Genomic DNA, 20,110 nt, shown 5'->3' on the forward strand with positions numbered 1-20,110 from the left:
GGTTTCGTTTGTCATCCCATTGGAGGGGAATAACATGGCTGACATCACACATACAGAACCACTCGGGGAAAGCCCGGAGTCCGAAAAAAAACTCGGCTTCACGGCGTTGGTAGCGCTGGTCATTGGCTCCATGATCGGCGGCGGCGTGTTTAGTCTGCCGCAAAATTTCGCCGCGGTGGCGTCGCCCGGCGCGCTAATTATCGGCTGGGTCATAACCGGGATCGGCATGCTTTGCCTGGCGTTTATTTTTCAGAACCTTAGCGCGCGTTGTCCGGAGCTTGATGGCGGAATTTACAGCTACGCTCGCGCCGGATTCGGCGATTTTATTGGCTTTCAGGCGGCGTGGGGATACTGGTTTTCTGCCTGGATTGGTAACGTTTCCTACTCGGTATTGCTTTTCAGCGCAATCAGCTTCTTTCTGCCGGTATTTGGTGAGGGGAATAACCTTGCCTCGATTGCCGGTGCGTCAGTGGTGCTGTGGCTGGTGCATACTCTGGTGTTACGCGGCGTGCGCGAAGCGGCCTGGATTAATACTATTCTGACAGTGGTTAAGGTGCTGGTGCTGATTATTTTTATCGTCACCATTCTGATTGCCTTCCGCCTCGGGGTGCTTACCGCCGACTTCTGGGGGCGCTTATCCAGCGTACAAGGCTCGCACGCTTCGCTGTTTGACCAGGTGAAGGGCACCATGCTGATCACCACCTGGGTGTTTATCGGCATTGAAGGCGCCACGGTGGTCTCCTCCCGCGCGTCGAAGCGCAATGATATTGGCAAAGCAACGGTCACCGGTCTGCTGGGCGCGCTGACGATTTATGTGCTGGTTAGCGTCCTGTCGATGGGGATTTTATCGCAGGCGGCGTTGAGCGAGCTGAAAAATCCCTCAATGGCCGGGGTACTGGAAAGCGTCGTCGGGGTATGGGGCGCCAAATTCGTTGCCGGCGGTGTCATATTTTCTCTCGCCGGAGCGCTGCTGGCATGGACGCTGTTCGCCGCAGAGCTTCCACGGGTTGCCGCTAATGACGGTATTCTTCCCGCTGCCTTTGCAAAAGAGAATAAGCGCCATGCGCCCGCCGTTTCACTTTGGATTACTAACGGGCTGGTACAGATATGTTTAATCCTGACGCTGTTTTACCAGGCGGGTTACCAGATGCTGTTTTCTATCGCCACCGCTGCAATTTTGCCGCCTTATTTGTTTAGCGCCGCTTACGGTCTGAAGTTGGTCTGCACCAAAGAGCGTTACCGCAATGACGAAACATGCATCGGGGACTGGATAATCGCCGTCGTGGCCACCGTGTATGGTTTCTGGCTGTGCTATGCCGCGGGCAGTTCGATGCTACTCAGTTCACTGCTGTTTATTCCGGGTGCGATAGTTTATGTCTGGCAGAAAAAGATCCAACATCAGCGCTGCTTTAACCTGTGGGAATGGTTAGCACTGGCTGCACTGGTTGTTGTCGCCCTGTATACATTGTACTTGATCAGTAATGGTACGCTAACCATCGTCTGAAGCTACATTACGTCCCTTATGGGGCGTAATGGACATCTCCATGTTATTGAATCCCAAGCAGCGCTAAAGGATTACACGCCTGCATTTGTTATTGCGGCTGCAATTACCACAGCAACTAACCTGGAAATCCATCACCATGAAGTTCCCCTGCCCCACTTCCGAAAAAGAGCAGCTTCAACTCGCCGTATGCCTGCGCCTTATTGGTAAAAATTGCTATGCTTCCCAACAGGAGATTCGCCGTGATTTACAACGGCATGGCTTTGAAACCATCAGTCAGTCGACGGTTTCACGCTTGCTTACGCTGCTGGGCGTCATAAAAATCCGCAATGCGAAAGGGCAGAAAATTTACGCGCTGAACCCCCTTACCCGGCCCGAACCCGATGCGGCGCGTTCCATTGCCGAGATGGTGGTTAATATTGAACACAACAATGAATTCATTCTTGTTCATACCGTTACCGGCTATGGTCACGCCGTGGCCAGGGTGCTGGATCATCACGCCGTGCCGCAAATTCTTGGCGTCGTCGCCGGCAGCAGCGTCGTCTGGATAGCGCCTCATGACATAAAATATACGGAACAGGTTTACCGGAAAATTAATTATCTACTGAGACTGAATGAATATTCATAGCAAACGGTTCAGAAGGTAAATTTGTGCATTAACGGGCTTGATAAGCGATCCGACATGCGTATAATGCCCGGCAATTTGCCAGGAGGAAGTATGCAATTACGTAGCTTGAATATTGCCGACAACCTCGTCCTGATTACAGGCGAGCAGCGCCGGACTTTCCTCCGTGGTGATACCGATCATAAAAAGCCCCTTTATTAAGGGGCTTTTTTTTGTCCGTAAACTGGGTTCAGCGCAGCATCAGGAGGGTAATATGGCCAACCCGCTGTACAAAAAGCACATTATTTCCATCAACGACTTAAGCCGTGAAGAGCTGGAGCTGGTGCTGGATACCGCCTCACGGCTAAAATCCAGCCCTCAGCCCGAACTGCTGAAGCATAAAGTGATTGCCAGCTGCTTTTTTGAAGCCTCAACCCGTACCCGCCTGTCGTTTGAAACCGCGATGCAGCGCCTTGGCGCTTCCGTGGTCGGCTTCGCCGACGGCGGCAATACTTCCCTCGGAAAAAAAGGGGAATCCCTGGCGGACACTATCTCGGTTATCGGCACCTACGTTGACGCAATCGTCATGCGTCATCCACAGGAAGGCGCGGCCCGGCTGGCATCCGAATTTTCCGCGGGCATTCCGGTACTCAACGCAGGCGACGGAGCCAATCAGCACCCGACGCAAACCTTGCTGGATCTGTTTACCATTCAGCAGACCCAGAGCCGTCTGAGCAATCTGAAAGTGGCGATGGTCGGGGATTTGAAATATGGCCGCACCGTCCATTCTCTCACCCAGGCGTTGGCGAAATTTGACGGCAACCGCTTCTATTTTATCGCCCCTGATGCGCTGGCTATGCCCGGCTATATCACCAGCATGCTGGACGAAAAAGGCATTCACTGGTCGCGCCACAGCAGCATTGAAGAAGTGATAACCGAGGTGGATATTCTCTATATGACGCGCGTTCAGAAAGAACGCCTCGACCCGTCGGAATACGCCAACGTGAAAGCGCAGTTCGTACTGCGCGCTGCCGATCTGACCGGCGCGCGCGACAATATGAAAGTGCTGCATCCACTGCCGCGTATTGATGAGATCGCCACAGACGTGGATAAAACGCCCTATGCCTGGTACTTCCAGCAGGCCGGCAACGGTATCTATGCCCGTCAGGCATTGCTGGCTCTGGTGTTGAACAGCGAACTGCCGCAATAAGGAGCACAACATGAAGCACGATAATAAATTGCAGGTTGAAGCGATTAAAAGCGGCACGGTGATTGATCACATCCCGGCGCAGGTCGGGTTTAAGCTGCTGTCGCTGTTTCGCCTGACCGAAACCGATCAGCGCATTACTATCGGCCTGAACCTTCCCTCCGGCGAAATGGGGCGTAAAGACCTGATTAAGATCGAAAATACTTTTCTGACCGACGATCAGATTAACCAGCTGGCGGTTTATGCTCCGCACGCCACGGTAAACCGCATTGATGATTATCAGGTGGTCGCCAAAGCGGTACCGACGCTGCCGGACATCATTGACCGGGTGCTGACCTGCCCAAACAGCAACTGCATTAGCCGCAGCGAACCGGTGATTTCCAGCTTTACCGTTAAGCAACGCCCGCAGGAAATTCATCTGCAATGCAAATATTGCGAGAAAGAATTTGCCCATCATGTGGTTCTGGACAATGGCTGACAAGCGCCGGGGTTGATGAACAGCGCCCATGAGGAGTGCTATAGTGCCCTGTCATTTTTAAAGGAGAAGGATATGTCACGCGAAATCAGTACGGAAAATGCGCCAGCGGCAATTGGTCCTTACGTGCAGGCCGTTGATCTTGGCAACATGATTATTACCTCCGGTCAGATCCCGGTCGATCCGGAAACCGGCATTGTAGCGGATGATATCGCCGCCCAGACGCGCCAGTCGCTGGCGAACGTTAAAGCGATCGTTGAAGCCGCTGGCCTGCAAGTAGGCGATATTGTAAAAACGACGGTATTTGTTAAGGACCTCAACGACTTTGCTACCGTAAACAGCACCTATGAAGCCTTCTTTAATCAGCATAAGGCTAACTTTCCGGCCCGTTCTTGCGTGGAAGTTGCCCGCCTGCCAAAAGATGTAAAGATTGAAATTGAAGCCATTGCGCTGCGCCGCTGAGTACCCGCGCTAAAGTGGACCCGGCGGTCGCCGGGTCCGGTCGCATTACTTTTCCGCTCGCAGCAGCGTTTCAACCGGCGACACCAGTGCATTCACCGTTTCATCCTGTACCTGCGCCGCATTATCCAGCCGATCGTTCATGCTTTCCATGTCGCGGGCGCCAAAAGCGCGATTGCTTTCGATGGCGTCGAGTACCGCCAATCCGATGCTGCTAACCTCCGCCACTTGCTGCGCCAGCGGCTTTAACGCCTGCAGCTGATAGTTCTGCTCCAGCAGCGGCATCACCTTTGGCACTATGCCTTGCCAGCGCAGCAGCTTCTGGCGTATCGCCTGCGCCGCCTGTTTGTCACCACGGTTTTCTACCAGACGGTTTACTAATCCCTGCAAATCGCGCGCCGCATCGCTTTCCGCCGGTAGTACGTCCGCCAGCCGGTTGAGCGGTTCAAACTGGTTATAGTGCCCGGCGAGGAACTTAAGATGATGGCGGGTATAATATTGCGCAGGCTCAAGAACCTCAGCGAAGACTTGCAGAGGCAGAATATTGCTGCTGTTGGCCAGACGCATCATTTGTACCTGCGTCTGGGCGTGCTGCTGCAGGCCAACCGAGATTGTCGACCAGCGATCCATTGCCTGCAGCCGCTGATACATACTGTTTTCATCAGTAATATTTTTTGCCGACCACAGGCGTTCAGCAACGACGAACAGTCGCGGCCACAGCTTAACGTCGATGATGCGGGCGTTAACCGGTTCTGACCACAGCGCGGCTTCTCCGCCAAGGATATTGGCTCGCTGAGCGCTATCCGGCACCACCGGCTGCATGCCCTGTGGCACCGCAGCCAGCCGGCTTCCCGTCAGCGGATAGCGGACATTGCCGACCAGCGCATAGCCGCTCATGCGATTATTATTAAAGGTCACCACCGGGCGTATCACGCTCATCCAGTTATCGACGCTGAACGTCAGCTGATACGGCGACAGCCAGCGAATGTTGCGCACCATGCGGCGCGATCTGCCGTCAAAATCAATGAATCCACGCGCGCCGTTTTTACCCTCAATCAGGGTAAACGAGCCGCTGACCGCTTTGCCTTTCAGCAGCGGCATGGTAAACCGCCAGCTTTGGGTACGTTCACCGGCCTGCGGACGATCGGCCCCCTTCAACGACTGCGGCTCGGGATCGTTACGGTAGTGGTAAGCAGCAGGCTGCGGTTGGTTAACATAAAATCCGGTGGACAGAATGCCGCGATAATTCGAGCTGGCAGCGGCACCGAGCGAATCCTGCCCCTGCCAGGACTGAATCAGGATGCTTCGCGGTAAATCCGGATGGAAAATTTCATCCCAGCCGACCATATGACGCTTATGCGCGGTGAGTATTTTTTCCACCCGCCGGTTAAAATATGCCTGTAACGCGTGCGCATCAGCAAGGTTGTGCGCTTTCATAAATTGCTGAATGTGCGCCGATCCATTCCACTGGCTGGGATCGACCTCGTCACCGCCTATATGCAAATAGCAATCGGGAAAGATCTCCGTCATTTCCCCGATCAGCGTATCGATAAACTGATAGACCTGCTCATTGCTGGGATCGAGCACCGGCTTCATGACTCCCCAGCTGCGTTCGATTTGATAGTTGCCCGGCGCGCTTATCAGCTGCGGCATGGCGGCCGCCAGCGCTGAGGCATGGCCGGGCACATCTATCTCCGGCACCACCCGAATGCCGCGGTCGCGCGCATAAGCCACAATGTCGCGCATCTGTTGCTGAGTATAAAACAGCCCGTCGCTGCCTTTTTCCGTCAGCACAGGATAGTGCTGCGAAGCAAAGCGCCAGCCCTGATCGTCGGTGAGATGCCAGTGAAATACGTTCAGGCGCGCGGCTGCCATGCCGTCCAGCTGGCGTTTAATATCTTCAACGGGCAGAAAATGGCGGGCCGAATCCAGCAGCAGTCCGCGCCAGGAGAAGCGGGGTTTGTCGTTGATAGTCACCAACGGAATAACGCTGCTCTGCTGGCCGTTTTCCACTAGCTGCAACAGCGTTTCCATACCGCGCAGCGCGCCAAAGCGGGTCGGGGCGTCTAACAGGACACCGCTTTGACTAACCTGCAGATGATAACTTTCATCACTCTGCAAGTTGGGGAGAGGATCGACACGCCTGGCGATACGAATACGGATCGTTGCCTGGGATGGATTCGCCGCTTGCGGCTTGAGTTCCCAGCCGGTCTGGCGGGCGAGACGCTCGCGCCAGCGCATCACCGCCGCCGCCAAATCATCGCCGCTGACGGAAATAGCCACCTGGTTATCGAGGACCAGCTCCCCACCGTCTGCCGGCTGCACCACCTCCTGCGGCCAGGGCATCAGCGGTAAAGGATCGGCGTTCTGCGTGGCCAGCGCCGACTGGCAGGCAGCCAGAGCCACAGCGAACAAGGTGAAATGCAACACGCGCAGCATGAAGACTCCCGTCAAACCATCAGGTTCTAAGTGTGCGAAAAAGCTGTTAAAACATATTTCGTAACACACATCAAGCCGACAGCTGGAAAATGCGCGCTGGCTCAGGAACTTAACAAGTCAGCCAGCTCTTCGTCGCTGAACAGCGCGGTTTCATCGCTGCCGTCCTGCAAAATACTTTCCGCCAGCGACGCTTTTTGCTGTTGCAGATTGACGATTTTTTCTTCAATGCTTCCTGCGACGATCAGCTTGTAGACAAAAACCGTCTTTTGCTGACCGATGCGCCATGCGCGATCCGTCGCCTGGTTCTCCGCCGCCGGGTTCCACCAGGGATCGTAATGAATCACCGTGTCGGCGGCGGTCAGATTCAGCCCCACACCGCCGGCCTTCAGGCTGATAAGAAATACCGGCACCTCGCCGCGCTGAAAACGCGCTACCGGCGCCTGGCGATCGCGAGTACTGCCGGTTAGCACGGCGTAATCTACCCGGACCTTTTTCAACTCGTCGGCGATCAGCATCAGCATTTCGGTAAACTGTGAAAAAATCAACACGCGGCGATCTTCCGCCAGCAGTTCCAGCAGCATCTCCCGCAGCAGGGCCAGCTTCGCCGATTGCCGAACGCTGGCAGCCTTATCCAGCCGGGTTAGCCGCGGATCGCAACAAATTTGCCGCAGCTTCAGCAAGGCATCCAGCACCAGGATCCGGCTGGAGGCACTGCCGCGCCGGTTCACGGCCAGACGGACCTGGCTCTCCAGCGAGGCGCGTACCGTGTCATACAGGTCGCGCTGCGCGCCCTCGAGCAGCACGCGGCGTACCATGCTGTTTTTTGGCGGCAGCTCTGTCACCACCTCCTGTTTGCGCCGTCGCAGCATAAATGGCCGAACCCTGCGCGCCAGCAGCTCGCGGCGAGTCCGGTCGCCGTCGCGCTCAACAGGAATGCGCCACTGGTGTAAAAAATCCTTCTCGCTGCCAAGAAACCCCGGCAATAAAAAATCAAACTGCGCCCAGAGCTCGCCGAGGTGATTTTCCAGCGGCGTCCCCGTCAGACAGAGACGATGACGCGCCTCCAGCTTACGAATAGCGCGCCCCGCCTGAGAATGAGGATTTTTCACGTATTGCGCTTCGTCGAGGATCAGCAGGTGCCAGCGCTGACGCCTGAGCGCCGCCTGGTCACGCCATAATAATGAATAGCTGGTCAGTACCACATCGTACTGATGGAGCTCGGCAAAGTGCTCGCTACGCTGTGAACCGCTAAGCGACAGCACGCGCAGATCGGGCGCAAAGCGCTTTGCCTCACTGAGCCAATTGTAGATAAGCGTCGTCGGCACAACGATCAGCGCGGGTCGATCCAGCCTGCCGCTCTCTTTTTCCAACAGCAGGTGCGCCAGCGTCTGAACCGTCTTGCCCAGTCCCATATCATCGGCCAGTACGCCTGCCAGAGACTGGCGGCTTAATGCCTGCATCCAGCTTACGCCCTGCAGCTGATAATCGCGCAGGGTTGCTTTCAGGCCGTCGGGCGGGGTAATTGCCGGCAGTTCGCGCGGATTTTGCAGCCGTCCGCGCAACGCCTGCAGCGCGACCTCGTCATCGGCCTGCCAGCTTCCGCTCTGAGACATTGCTGCCAGTCGGCCGCCATCCCAAATCGGGAGCTGCAGCGTGGCGCTGGCGGTTTCGCCGTCAGGCAGCAGGTCAATCAGGCTACTTACCAGCGGTTTTAGCTGACCGGCCGACATCGCCAGACGCTCATTATCCTGCGCGCGCAGTTCAATAACTTCCTCGTCCGGAATGGCGTTGAGATCGCCGCCGCGCCAGCGACTATCCTGCTCCAGCAAATGCGGCATCATGGGTAGCAACGCCATGCGCCGTTGACCAATGCTGGCCTCCAGGCCAATTTCAAAATAACCATTTTCGCGCTGACTTACCCGACCGCTAACCGCCTCAATATCACTGCGGTTCCAGGTAAAATCATCATCCAGTAAAACCAGCCAGCCTTTGGCTTGCAGTGCAGGCAAAAGCTGGCGAATAATTTGTCGCCAGTCCTCGGGCCGTTCGGGCACTAATAGCTGCGTGGGCAGCGGCGATGAGGCGGGGGTATAAATATGGCTGGCAGGAACCACCTGCAGACCCGCATCCTGCAATTCATCCAGCCAGCGCTGCTCTTTTTCCGGCTGACGCGCCACCAGCCAGCGTTGCCCACTCTGGTCAGGAAACAGGGTTTCACTGCTGCCCGCATCAACCATCGCCCCGCCATAGCGAAATGACAGCGCGGCAAAATCCAGCCGTTTCTGCCGGTGGCCATAGCGGCCATAGCCGCTGACAAAGCGCGAAATAGATTGCAGATGCAGAGCGGGAACCGGATCGGCTTGCAGCGGTAGCGGCGTCGAGGTTGCCTCCTGCGCAGGCTGCTGCTGCAGATGCGCCAGCATAACCGCAGCGACATGGCGGCAGTTGGTATGAACCGGGCAGGTACATTCACCGCTGGCATGCAGCTTGCCTTGCGGCGTGCTGAAATGCACCACCACCATCCACGGCTCGTCGCCGACGCCGGGTATCTCGCCAGTTAGCAGATTATTCTGTCGCTGTAGATTCTGCACCCTGGGGATCAGATCCTGGGCTTTGGCGACGATGCGCGCACCGAGCCAGCGTCTGACCTGAGCAGCATTATAGGAAAAAGAAGACATCAATATCCTCATGGGCCCCTTTACGGGTTTTTTTACCGCATAACCAGAAATAGTAACGACCTGCGGCAGTGAGATGCAACCAGCATTACTGCGATGGAGGCATTTCATTCAGCTTTATCTCTTCTTTGATCTGCATCAATCCTGGTGCGCTTAATTTCAACAAACCGCTACATATTGGGTCTATCATCAAACAAAGACACCATATATTGAAAGAGGCAGCTGATGGCGACGGTAGTGATCAAGCGGGATGGGTGCAGGGTGGCATTCGATGCTACGCGTATTGAACAGGCTATTCGCCGTGCGGCAGAAGCAGCCGGCGTCGCTGACAGCGAGTTGAGCCGGACCATTACGGCCAGCGTCAGCGATAGTCTACAGGCGCAGCACGAGGTCGATATCAGTGACGTTCAGCGCGCGGTAGAAGACGCGCTGATGACCAGCTCCTGGCCGGAAGTGGCGCGCTGCTGGATTGAATACCGTCACGATCGCGATCTGGCGCGCGAGCAGCGCGGCCGCCTTAACGCCGCGATACGCGGTCTGATTGAACAAAGCGATGCGGCGCTGCTAACCGAGAACGCCAATAAAGACGGCAAGGTTATTCCGACCCAGCGCGATCTGCTGGCGGGCATCGTGGCCAAACACTATGCCACCCGTTATCTGCTGCCGCGCGACGTTGTCCAGGGGCATGAACGCGGCGAAATTCATTATCATGACCTGGATTACGCGCCCTTTTTCCCCATGTTTAACTGCATGCTTATCGATTTGAAAGGCATGCTGACTCATGGTTTTAAAATGGGTAATGCGGAGATTGAACCGCCGAAATCGATCGCCACCGCCACCGCCGTTACTGCGCAAATTATCGCCCAGGTTGCCAGCCATATATACGGCGGTACCACCATTAATCGCATTGATGAAGTGCTGGCCCCCTACGTGTACGCCAGCCGCGAGAAGCATCAGGCTATTGCCCGTCAGTGGCAAATTGCGGATATCGATGGCTATGCCAACGAACGCACAGAGAAAGAGTGCTATGACGCCTTCCAGTCGCTGGAATATGAGGTTAATACCCTGCATACTGCCAATGGTCAGACGCCTTTCGTCACCTTTGGCTTTGGCCTGGGCAGCGATTGGGCTGCGCGCCTGATTCAACAGGCTATTTTGAAAAATCGCCTTGCCGGTCTTGGTAAAAATCGCAAAACCGCCGTGTTCCCCAAGCTGGTATTCGCGCTGCGCGATGGCGTTAATTTGCGCCCGCAGGATGCCAACTACGATATTAAACAGCTTGCGCTCCGCTGTGCCAGCCAGAGGATGTATCCCGATATTCTTAACTATGAACAAGTGGTTAAGGTCACCGGGTCGTTTAAAACCCCGATGGGCTGCCGAAGCTTTCTTGGGTTGTACGAAGAAAACGGCGAAGCGGTTCATGAAGGCCGCAATAATCTTGGCGTCATCAGCCTCAACCTGCCGCGTATCGCACTGGAGGCGGCCGGTGACGAGCAGCGCTTCTGGTCGCTGCTGGAGGAGCGGCTGACGCTGGCAAGAAGCGCGCTAATGACGCGCGTGGCGCGTCTGGAAGGCGTAAAGGCCCGCGTAGCGCCCATTCTCTATATAGAAGGCGCCTGCGGCGTGCGTTTACAGCCCGATGATGACGTCGCCGCGCTGTTTCGCAACGGCAGGGCGACCCTTTCGCTGGGATATATCGGCCTGCATGAAACGATTAATGCACTGTACGGCACCGACTGCCACCTGTTTGACTCGCCGCAGCGCCGTGAGAAGGCACTGGCGATTGTGCAGCGCCTGCACGAGGCGACAGCACAATGGAAAGCGGAGACCGGCTATGGATTCAGCCTGTACAGCACGCCAAGCGAAAACCTGTGCGATCGCTTCTGCCGCCTTGATGCCGCCCAATTTGGTATCGTCGAGGGCGTAACCGATAAAGGTTATTACACCAATAGCTTCCACCTTGACGTCGAAAAAAACGTCAATCCTTACGACAAGATCGACTTCGAAGCACCCTATCCGCCGATCGCCAGCGGCGGCTTCATCTGCTACGGCGAATACCCCAACTTACAGCACAACCTGAAAGCGCTGGAAGACGTCTGGGATTACAGCTACAGCCGGGTACCCTATTACGGCACCAATACGCCGATCGATGAATGCTACGAATGCGGTTATACCGGCGAATTTAATTGCACCAGCAAAGGCTTTGTCTGCCCACGCTGCGGTAACCACGATCCCGCCAGCGTTTCTGTAACCCGCCGGGTTTGCGGCTATCTTGGCAGCCCCGACGCGCGTCCGTTTAACGCCGGGAAACAGGAGGAGGTTAAACGGCGCGTGAAACATTTATCGCCGGGAGGGCTGGGATGAACATCCAGCAATACTATCCGATCGACGTGGTCAACGGACCCGGCACCCGTTGTACGCTATTTGTTTCCGGCTGTGAGCATCAGTGCCCGGGTTGCTATAACCAGGGGACCTGGCGGCCCGATGGCGGCGTGCCTTTTACCATAGAGAGAGAGGAACAGTTGATTGCCGATCTCAAAGATAGCCGTATCCCCCGCCAGGGCCTGTCGTTATCCGGCGGCGATCCGCTGCATCCGCGCAACGTCGCCGATGTCCTGCGGCTGGTTAAACGCGTGCGACGCGAATGTGCCGGAAAAGATATCTGGCTGTGGACCGGCTATCGGCTGGAAGAGCTGACCGAAGCGCAGCAGGCCGTTGTCGCGCAGTTGGACGTGCTGGTGGATGGGCGTTTTGAGCAGGCGCTAAAAGATCCGGGTCTGGTGTGGCGCGGCAGCAGCAACCAGATTATTCACCGACTGCGTTGAGATAAATTGCGGACTTGCTGCCGCTGCGGTGTGATGTGGTGCGGTGAATTATTTCCCCCTTAAAAACAGCCGATCTGCAAATTACCGAATAATCCTGGTTGCATAACGCTCAGCGCCAACCAGGCTTAAAGGGTATCGGCAATAATTAAAGGAGGAGATATGAGCAAGACGATTGCGGTACTGATTACCGACGAGTTTGAAGACTCCGAATTTACTTCACCGGCCGAAGCATACCGCGATGCGGGTTACAAGGTGGTAACCATTGAGAAGCAGGCGGGTAAAACCGTAAAAGGTAAAAAAGGTCAGGCGAAAGTGGTTATCGATAAGGCGATTGACGGCGTTAGCCCGGCTGAGTTTGACGCGCTGCTACTGCCCGGCGGACATTCGCCGGACAGCCTGCGCGGCGATGACCGCTTTGTGAAGTTCACCCATGATTTTGTCGCCAGCGGCAAGCCTGTGTTCGCTATCTGTCATGGCCCGCAGCTGCTTATCAGCGCCAACGCGGTGCGCGGCAGGAAAATGACCGCCGTTAAACCGATTGTTATCGATCTGAAAAACGCCGGAGCCGACTTTTACGATAAAGAAGTGGTGGTTGATAAGGATAATCTGGTGACCAGCAGGACACCGGACGACCTGCCCGCGTTTAATCGCGAATCGCTGCGCATTCTTAAACTGGCGTCCTGAAATCCGGGCGGGTAACGCCGCCCTACTCACTTTCCCGCAGCCAGTGTAGCTTACTGCCAAACCCCAGCGTGTTGTCCGTCATTTTCAGTTCGTTCACCACAATCTCCCATAGCGGTGCTTTTGCTTTGACGGCGACGGGAAAGCGGCGGACATAGGCGCTACGCGCATGGGCTTCCCGTTCGCCGCTAAGCTGATGAATCACGCCCTGATACTGCACGCCTTTAATCAACATTACGCTACGCGTCTGGGCGCTGATGGTGCCCGCGATCTGCGGCTGCGCCAGCATCAGTATGCCGTGACGCGTTTCGGCTTCGCTCATCAGCCAGAAAGCCTGACGCGCTTCATTAAACAGGTAAAAGCAGCTAGCGCACCACGGCGGCGAGCCTGCGCACAGGGTTAATACATGCTGTTTTTTCAGATAACGGCAGATGGCTGCCGGGATGCTATTATCCATGCTGAATCATTCCTGAACAAAAAGGCGCGTTGCCGCACAGGCATCCGAATGAGCCATGACATTAGTAGCGTTAGCACAGCAGCAGCCCGCGCAGGAACCCTCTGAGACTCAGGCCTCGCTGACGGAGACCGCGTGGCGGCTTTATATTTTACGCACCGCGCGCGGCGTTCTTTATACCGGCATTACCACCGACGTAACCCGCCGCTTTGCGCTGCATCAGAACGGCAAAGGCGCGAAATCACTGCGGGGCAAAGGACCGCTGGAAATGCTTTTTCATACCGCCGCAGGCGATCGCGCCAGCGCATCCCGCCTTGAGTATCGCGTTAAGCAGCTGACGCGCCAGCAAAAGCTGCGTCTGGTTGCCGAGCAGCCGCCCTGCCTTAGCGACTGGCTGCGTCTGGTTAAAGGCGATTAAAGGGCGCAGAGAAGTCAATCTGCCCCTGCACGCCGTCAAAGGCCAGCTCGGCCAGCGGATAAACCTGGAATGCGGCTTCGCTTCCCGGCCAGCGACAGCGCAGCTGATGGCGTGCCGCCGGGGCAAAACCATAGCGGCCGTAGTACATCGGATCGCCCAGCACAAAAATAGCGCTGTAACCAAACTCGTTGAGCGCATCCATACCTTCATAAATCAACTTTTTGCCCAGGCCATCACCGCGCATTCGCTCATCGACAGCCAGAGGCGCCAGAACCACCCAGCCTTTATCTTCATCATTCAGCGTTACCGGACTGAAGGCGGCATAGCCTAACACCTGACCTTCGTCATCCGTCGCCACCATCCCCAGGGTTAACAGGCCATCTTCACGCAGCTGCTGTACCAGCTCCGCCTCTGCGGAGTCGTCAAAACAGCGGCGTAACAGGCTGTCGATGCTGGCCGCATCTACCCCAATTTCCGTTCGAATCAACATAGCTTACCCGCGCGATTCGGCGACGAATTCGCGTCCTCGTTAAGTCCGGCTTCGACAAATGACGCCAGCTTTAACAGCCCCATACGCAGCGGTGCTGGCAGCGTTTCAAGCTCGATTGCATCCATCAGGTTTTTTACCTCCAGCCCGAGTTCGGTGTCACCTTCAATGATAAGCCTGCGCTGGAAAAATAGCGTGTCGGGATCCTGTTTGCGTGCGGCGATTAACAGTAAATCGTTCGCCTGACCGCGGAACCAGGCATCGGCATGGGTTCCGTCAGCCAGCTGGATCCGGCCATCGCTGACCGTCATTCTCCAGCATAATGCCAGGTCAGTGATATCAATACCTAACCAGCGCCCTTCCAGGAAGTCTAACTCACCTTCAGCCAACGCATGGCTGAACTGCCAGCATAGCACTTGTTGCAGTAAATGTTTTTTTACGGCGAAAGGCGTAAAGCTCAGCGGATAGCGCATAAAGCCCGGCCCTTTGCGAACGCATTCAGCGCGTAGGCGGTTTAACACACTCAATACTCCTGTTTAGCGAATTTTGCTTTATTTTGCCACAGCACCGCGGCAGGTCGGCTGACTGGATCAACAAAGGGGTCGATTGGCTGTTTTTTTCTTAAGCTCCGGCAATCCATACATTTCACTGCCTTAAATCAAAACCCTGAGGCAAAGGGATATTTAAACTTCTGCCATCGTCAAAACACCAAGGACACCGAGAATGGAACTGCTTTGCCCGGCCGGGAACCTGCCTGCACTGAAAGCGGCCATCGATAATGGCGCGGATGCGGTTTATATCGGCCTGAAAGATGATACCAACGCCCGCCATTTTGCCGGTCTGAACTTTACTGAAAAGCGGCTGTGTGAAGCGGCCAACTATACGCACCAGCGCCGACGCAAACTGCATGTGGCAATCAATACTTTCGCGCATCCGGATAACTTTCTCCGCTGGCAGCAGGCGGTTGACGTGGCGGTAAATAGCGGTGCCGATGCACTGATCCTCGCGGATATCGCTACCCTGGAATATGCCTCGACGCGCTATCCGGAGATGGAGCTGCACCTCTCCGTTCAGGCATCGGCAACCAACAGTGAAGCTATTGCCTTCTATCAGCGTAATTTTGCCATCGATCGCGTCGTGCTGCCGAGGGTACTTTCCATGCATCAGGTTCGCCAGCTGGCGCGCAGTTCGTCGGTTCCCCTGGAAGTTTTCGCCTTTGGCAGCCTGTGCATTATGGCCGAGGGACGCTGCTACCTCTCATCATGGCTTACCGGCGAGTCGCCTAATACCGCCGGCGCCTGCTCGCCAGCGCGTTATGTCCGCTGGCAACAAACGCCTGACGGCTTAGAGTCACGGCTGAATGAAGTGCTGGTTGATCGCTACGGCCCCAAAGAAAATGCAGGCTACCCTACCCTGTGCAAAGGCCGTTACCGCGTTGGCGAAAGCTGTTACCACACCCTGGAAGAACCCACCAGCCTCAACACCCTGGAACTGCTGCCCGAACTGCTGGCGGCTGGCGTCGTCTCGGTAAAAATTGAAGGTCGCCAGCGCAGCCCCGCTTACGTTGCGCAGGTCGCGCGCATCTGGCGCCAGGCTATCGATAGCTGCAAAGCCAATCCCGCCGCCTTCCACATTAATCCGGCATGGATGAAAGGGCTGGGTGAAATGGCGGAAGGCACGCAAACAACGCTGGGCGCCTATCACCGCCAGTGGCAGTAGGAGAAAAGATGAAATATTCCCTCGGTCCGGTACTCTGGTACTGGCCTAACAATACCCTGAAAGCATTTTGCGAAGCCGCCAGCCAGAGCGAAGCCGACATTATTTACCTTGGCGAGGCCGTTTGCAGTAAACGCCGTGAAACCAAATTTGCCGACTGGATGGCGCTGGCGCGCGACATCAGCGCCAGGGGTAAGCAGGTAGTGCTCAGCAGCCTGGCGCTGTTGCAATCACCGTCTGAACTCGTCGAACTGAAACGCTTTGTCGAAAACGGCGATTTTATTATCGAAGCCAACGATTTCGGCACGGTAAATATGGCTGCCGAGCGAAACCTGCCTTTTGTCGCCGGCCACGCGCTTAACGTCTATAACGCACAGGCGCTGCATCTTCTACAGCGCCAGGGAATGATCCGCTGGTGCATGCCGGTAGAACTTTCCCGCGACTGGCTGATCAGGCTGCTCGAACAGTTTGATAACCTCAAACTCAATAAGCAGTTTGAGGTGGAGGTGTTTGGCTACGGCCATCTGCCGCTGGCGCTGTCAGCGCGCTGCTTTACCGCCCGCTCGGAAAACCGCAGCAAGGATGAATGCGAGACCTGCTGCATTAATTATCCTCGCGGCCGTCAGGTTTACAGCCAGGAAGAGCAGCAGGTTTTCGTGCTGAACGGCATTCAAACCATGAGCGGCTATTGCTACCACCTCGGCAATCATCTGCGCGGAATGCAGGGGCTGGTGGATATCGTACGTATCTCCCCGGAAGATGCCGAAACGCCGGCGCTGATTACGCAGTTTCGTGCTAACGAGCAGGGAACGCAGCCCTTCGCCTTCACCGGTGAGCCGTGCTGCGATGGCTACTGGCGCCAGCTGGCGGGGCTGACCCTGGTCACCGCTTAGCCCGGCAGCTGCCTGCGTTGGCGATGTAGCCGCAGCCAGCGCAGTGCCAGACCGCATAATGTCCAGCCGGCGCCCAGCAGCAGCAGCATCCCGACGTCCGGCAGCGTCTGCTGCCAGGGCCGCCCCATCTGATTAACGCTGGCGAGAATATTCACCTGCCAGGTCGAAGGAAAAAGATGGGTAAACAAATCAACCCAGGATGGCATCGATTGCAGCGGCCAGAGCATGCCGGATAAATAGTAAACCGGCGTAGTAATAAACGTGAGCGTCAGGTAGATATGCTCAATCCGCCCCAGGCACTCGGTTATGAATTTACCGAAACCCAATACCGCCAGCAAAAACGGGAAGGTCAGCAGCAGAACCTCCGCCACGCTGCCGGTCTGGCGATAGCCGAGCACCCACGGCCAGAGGATGTAAAGCAGGATCGACAGAAACAGCCATGGCGGGATCAGCGCGCTCAGGGTGCCAAGGGTTTGCGCCACCGGCACGTTGCCTTTCGCGCGCAGCATGATATTAACCCGAATGCTGGCGATCAGCAGCGTCTGCTGCAAAAGCATCACCAGCAGCCCGGGGAAAATTATCGCCGCAAAGCCGATACCAGGATTAAATACGGCTTCGGTCTGGCCGATAAACGGGGTGATAAGCACCTGCGCCTCGCGCGGGGAAAAACCCTGCTCTTGCGCCAGCGTCTGCTGATACTTAGTCAGTATCGACTGATAAGCGGCTGAGACGTCCATTTGGATCTGACCGCCCGCCAGGCGGTTAGTGGCATCGCCATAGACCGGGATAGTCACCGGAATGCCCACCAGCATTTTTTGCTCTAAATCCTGCGGCATGATGATTACCGCAAACAGTTTGCGACGCCCTAAGTCATGCAGCGCCTCATGCAGGTTGCTGTAGCTGACCGTTTTCATTTTCGAGGTCGCGTTCAGATCGCGAATAATGCGGTAGCTGACGGTTGAATGGTCCTGATCGATGACGCCTACCGGCAAATCCCAGACGCTGCCTTTCGCGTATATCAGGCTCATCAGGCACAGAGAAACCAGCAGCATTAGCCACATCGGACGCTCCAGTAATCCTTTTAACGTCGTGCTGAATGCCTGCCACCACTGTTTCATGACAATACCTCCTTTTGCGCCAGCCGCCACTTAAGGCGCCTGCGCAGTAATAAGGCGGCAAGCAGCGGATACACCAGCAGCAGCAGGCAGGTATTGATTACCGGGGCGACGGGGATATCGCGCAGAAAAAGATCGAACATCGCCGCCAGAGCGTGGGTTAACGGCTCCAGATCGGCAATAAAACGTGCCGGCATCGGCATGGAAAGCTGCGGCATGGCGGTTCCGGAAAAAGACATCGCTACGCCGACCAGTATGCTGGTAAACATATAGGCAAAAATAATGCTTGAGGTAAACGCATACAGCAGCAGACCGATACTCTGAGCGGCAATAACGTAGAAAAACGCCACGGTCAGCATGTAAAACGGATCGCCGACCACCCTGGCATCAAAAATGCCGACCAGCAGCGCCAGCTGTACCATCAGAAGCGTAGTAAAACACAAAGTATAAGGCAGCAACTTGCCAATCAGCGATGCGAAAAAATAGCGTTGCTTTACCAGTGGCCGACTGCGAGCCAGCACGTAGATCATGCACACCACCGCAAATAGCTGAGTGAGATGAATCGTTGCTGAAAACTGCTGATAATAGATATAGCTGCCGCTGGCATTAAACAGGCTGTCATACATTAACGCCACCGTCGGCATCGCCGGCAGCGTCTTGCCGGAAGCGCTGGCCAGTAAAGCGCTGTAATGGCTGTTAAGCGAGCTCACCAGGCCGGCAAAGTCCTGAGTGGAGTAAAAGCCCGGACCAAACATCAGGGCGTTGTAATACAGCGTCACGCGCGGTTGGCGCCCCGCCAGCGTGTCGGCCTCAAAGTTACGTGGGATCCACAGCAGGGCATACACGCCGGCGCTTTCCAGCTGCGCACGCGCGCCGGGTAAGTCACCATCAAAACGAATGATGCGGGCGTGCGAGCCGGCGTTAAGATCGCGGATTAGCGTACGCGACAGGTTGCTGTGATCGTTATCAACCGCCGCCACCGGCAGGTGCAGCAAGGTGCCTTCTGAAAAAGCGCTGCCAATCAGCGCAAACAGCAGCAGAGGAAAGCACCAGCACAGCCAGTGAATGGCAGGCTTACGCCATGCGGTGCGTATCTCATGCCCGAAAGCGCGGCTGAAACCGTGCCAGTGGGCCTTCAGGACTTCCATGACCATAATGCGCTCATTCCCTGACGCAAGCCCGCTACCGGCTCTAAGGGATAGAGCCTGACCTCAAAAGTTTTCAGATCGAAATCGCCGGTCGCCCGCGTCGCGCGTTTGGTCGCATAATCGCCCAGCGGCGCGATATAGCACACCTCAGCCTCAATTTCTTTATTCCCCAGCGCCGGGACCCGCAGCTTAACCTTATCGCCTTTGCGCACGTGGGCCAGAATATCTTCGCGCAGATCAAAGACAAAATAGGCGTGAGATAAGCGAACCAGGGTCAGCAGCGGGCTGGAAGCATTAAGCAGTTCGCCATCCTCCGCCGGTATGGGTCCGACCTCACCGTCAACCGGTGCATGGACATTCAGCTCATCAACAACCACTTCTACCTCATGGAGCTGCGCTTCCGCCTCTTTCAGCGCAGCGGCGTAGCCTTCCCGCTGTTCAAGACGATCGCCATGAATGCCCTCATCCAGGTTGGCCTCTGCGGCACGCATAGCCTGCCAGGCGCTTTCGCGATTCTGCCGGGCGGTTTCCAGAGCCTGTGCAGAAATAAAGCCTTTAGCCGCTACCGCGTTATCACGCTTCCAGATAGCGTCGGCATCCTGATATTTTGCCTGCGCTTGCAGCCACTGGGCGCGCAGGTTGCGCAGGCTTTCTTTGCGGGTGCCATCAAGCGACATTTTCAACTGCGCGGCAGCCCGATCGCGGGTTGCCTGGGCGGCGTGCAGCTGGGCAATCAGCTCCGGCGCGCGCAGACGCATCAGGAGCTGTCCGGCTTTTACATCGTCGCCGCGATGTACAAAGCGCTCTACCACTCTTCCTTTGGCTTTTGAGGTAACAATGACTTCCGGGGCATCAACCTCCCCCTGTAGCAGCAGATTGTCACTGTGTGCCCGGAACAGCACCGCCAGCGCCACGACAACGATCATAAACAGCAGGGTGAGAAAGGTGGTCTTCTTCATTAAGACGCGCCTCCATATCCAGGCAGGAAGCGGTGATATCCATATGACGTCACG

The 20,110-nt window shown here is 56.1% G+C and carries 19 protein-coding genes; 11 read left to right on the forward strand and 8 right to left on the reverse strand.

Annotated features, from left to right (window positions below):
• Positions 1 to 34 precede the first annotated feature (34 nt).
• The 5 genes from BTJ39_RS14580 to ridA all read left to right on the forward strand — a co-directional run bounded on the left by BTJ39_RS14580 (position 35) and on the right by ridA (position 4,249).
• The gene (locus tag BTJ39_RS14580) at positions 35 to 1,504 is read left to right on the forward strand and encodes a basic amino acid/polyamine antiporter (protein ID WP_078003428.1); all 1,470 of its coding nucleotides are present in this window, start codon (positions 35 to 37) and stop codon (positions 1,502 to 1,504) included.
• Between the two features lie 136 nt (positions 1,505 to 1,640).
• Positions 1,641 to 2,129: an arginine repressor gene (locus BTJ39_RS14585; RefSeq protein ID WP_078003429.1), complete on the forward strand. Its 489-nt coding sequence runs from the start codon at positions 1,641 to 1,643 to the stop codon at positions 2,127 to 2,129.
• A gap of 250 nt (positions 2,130 to 2,379) precedes the next feature.
• Positions 2,380 to 3,315: an aspartate carbamoyltransferase gene (gene pyrB / locus BTJ39_RS14590; protein WP_078003430.1), complete on the forward strand. Its 936-nt coding sequence runs from the start codon at positions 2,380 to 2,382 to the stop codon at positions 3,313 to 3,315.
• Between the two features lie 10 nt (positions 3,316 to 3,325).
• Entirely contained in the window at positions 3,326 to 3,790 is a 465-nt protein-coding gene (gene pyrI, locus BTJ39_RS14595; protein ID WP_078003431.1) for an aspartate carbamoyltransferase regulatory subunit, read from the forward strand.
• 72 nt (positions 3,791 to 3,862) lie between these two features.
• A complete protein-coding gene (gene ridA / locus BTJ39_RS14600) occupies positions 3,863 to 4,249 on the forward strand; it encodes a 2-iminobutanoate/2-iminopropanoate deaminase (protein WP_078003432.1) in 387 nt (128 codons plus the stop codon).
• A 45-nt stretch (positions 4,250 to 4,294) separates the two neighbouring features.
• Here ridA and BTJ39_RS14605 read toward each other — a convergent pair whose 3' ends face one another.
• Both BTJ39_RS14605 and BTJ39_RS14610 read right to left on the reverse strand, forming a co-directional pair.
• The gene (locus tag BTJ39_RS14605; protein WP_078003433.1) at positions 4,295 to 6,685 is read right to left on the reverse strand and encodes a beta-N-acetylhexosaminidase; all 2,391 of its coding nucleotides are present in this window, start codon (positions 6,683 to 6,685) and stop codon (positions 4,295 to 4,297) included.
• A gap of 101 nt (positions 6,686 to 6,786) precedes the next feature.
• Positions 6,787 to 9,363 carry a DEAD/DEAH box helicase gene (locus BTJ39_RS14610; protein WP_078003434.1) on the reverse strand — a complete coding sequence of 859 codons (2,577 nt, stop codon included), beginning with the start codon at positions 9,361 to 9,363 and terminating at the stop codon, positions 6,787 to 6,789.
• A gap of 222 nt (positions 9,364 to 9,585) precedes the next feature.
• Here BTJ39_RS14610 and nrdD point away from each other — a divergent pair, with 222 nt between their 5' ends.
• The 3 genes from nrdD (at position 9,586) to BTJ39_RS14625 (ending at position 12,869) form a co-directional block, all read left to right on the forward strand.
• Entirely contained in the window at positions 9,586 to 11,724 is a 2,139-nt protein-coding gene (nrdD, locus tag BTJ39_RS14615) for an anaerobic ribonucleoside-triphosphate reductase (RefSeq protein ID WP_078003435.1), read from the forward strand.
• Positions 11,721 to 12,185, forward strand: coding sequence for an anaerobic ribonucleoside-triphosphate reductase-activating protein (gene nrdG, locus BTJ39_RS14620; RefSeq protein ID WP_078003436.1), 465 nt, complete (start codon positions 11,721 to 11,723; stop codon positions 12,183 to 12,185). The genes nrdD and nrdG overlap by 4 nt, the downstream gene beginning before the upstream one ends.
• A 159-nt stretch (positions 12,186 to 12,344) precedes the next feature.
• Positions 12,345 to 12,869, forward strand: a complete 525-nt coding sequence (locus BTJ39_RS14625) for a type 1 glutamine amidotransferase domain-containing protein (RefSeq protein WP_078003437.1) — start codon at positions 12,345 to 12,347, stop codon at positions 12,867 to 12,869.
• Positions 12,870 to 12,891: 22 nt separating this feature from the next.
• Here BTJ39_RS14625 and BTJ39_RS14630 read toward each other — a convergent pair whose 3' ends face one another.
• The gene (locus BTJ39_RS14630) at positions 12,892 to 13,323 is read right to left on the reverse strand and encodes a YhbP family protein (RefSeq protein ID WP_078003438.1); all 432 of its coding nucleotides are present in this window, start codon (positions 13,321 to 13,323) and stop codon (positions 12,892 to 12,894) included.
• Between the two features lie 55 nt (positions 13,324 to 13,378).
• On the opposite strand from BTJ39_RS14630, the gene BTJ39_RS14635 reads away from it, so the two are divergent.
• Positions 13,379 to 13,738 (forward strand): GIY-YIG nuclease family protein, encoded by a 360-nt coding sequence (locus BTJ39_RS14635; RefSeq protein WP_078003439.1) that lies wholly within the window; start codon positions 13,379 to 13,381, stop codon positions 13,736 to 13,738.
• Here the strand turns inward: BTJ39_RS14635 and BTJ39_RS14640 are convergent.
• Entirely contained in the window at positions 13,725 to 14,228 is a 504-nt protein-coding gene (locus BTJ39_RS14640; protein ID WP_078003440.1) for a GNAT family N-acetyltransferase, read from the reverse strand. The two genes, BTJ39_RS14635 and BTJ39_RS14640, sit on opposite strands and share 14 nt — an antisense overlap.
• On the reverse strand, positions 14,222 to 14,746 hold the full coding sequence (gene ubiT / locus BTJ39_RS14645; protein WP_241825926.1) for a ubiquinone anaerobic biosynthesis accessory factor UbiT: 525 nt from the start codon (positions 14,744 to 14,746) through the stop codon (positions 14,222 to 14,224). The genes BTJ39_RS14640 and ubiT overlap by 7 nt, the downstream gene beginning before the upstream one ends.
• Positions 14,747 to 14,948: 202 nt before the next feature.
• Here ubiT and ubiU point away from each other — a divergent pair, with 202 nt between their 5' ends.
• A complete protein-coding gene (ubiU, locus tag BTJ39_RS14650) occupies positions 14,949 to 15,944 on the forward strand; it encodes a ubiquinone anaerobic biosynthesis protein UbiU (protein WP_078003441.1) in 996 nt (331 codons plus the stop codon).
• Positions 15,945 to 15,952: 8 nt separating this feature from the next.
• Positions 15,953 to 16,834: a U32 family peptidase gene (locus BTJ39_RS14655; protein WP_078003442.1), complete on the forward strand. Its 882-nt coding sequence runs from the start codon at positions 15,953 to 15,955 to the stop codon at positions 16,832 to 16,834.
• Here the strand turns inward: BTJ39_RS14655 and BTJ39_RS14660 are convergent.
• From BTJ39_RS14660 to BTJ39_RS14670, 3 genes are read right to left on the reverse strand one after another with little or no spacing between them, the layout of a single operon-like run.
• Positions 16,831 to 17,952: an ABC transporter permease gene (locus tag BTJ39_RS14660; RefSeq protein ID WP_078003443.1), complete on the reverse strand. Its 1,122-nt coding sequence runs from the start codon at positions 17,950 to 17,952 to the stop codon at positions 16,831 to 16,833. The two genes, BTJ39_RS14655 and BTJ39_RS14660, sit on opposite strands and share 4 nt — an antisense overlap.
• A complete protein-coding gene (locus tag BTJ39_RS14665) occupies positions 17,949 to 19,103 on the reverse strand; it encodes an ABC transporter permease (RefSeq protein ID WP_078003444.1) in 1,155 nt (384 codons plus the stop codon). The genes BTJ39_RS14660 and BTJ39_RS14665 overlap by 4 nt, the downstream gene beginning before the upstream one ends.
• Positions 19,085 to 20,056: an HlyD family secretion protein gene (locus BTJ39_RS14670; RefSeq protein WP_078003445.1), complete on the reverse strand. Its 972-nt coding sequence runs from the start codon at positions 20,054 to 20,056 to the stop codon at positions 19,085 to 19,087. Before BTJ39_RS14670 ends, BTJ39_RS14665 begins: the two co-directional genes overlap by 19 nt.
• Between the last annotated feature and the right edge of the window lie 54 nt (positions 20,057 to 20,110).

The organism is Izhakiella australiensis, assembly GCF_002006995.1.
In the GTDB taxonomy this organism is placed as follows: domain Bacteria; phylum Pseudomonadota; class Gammaproteobacteria; order Enterobacterales; family Enterobacteriaceae; genus Izhakiella; species Izhakiella australiensis.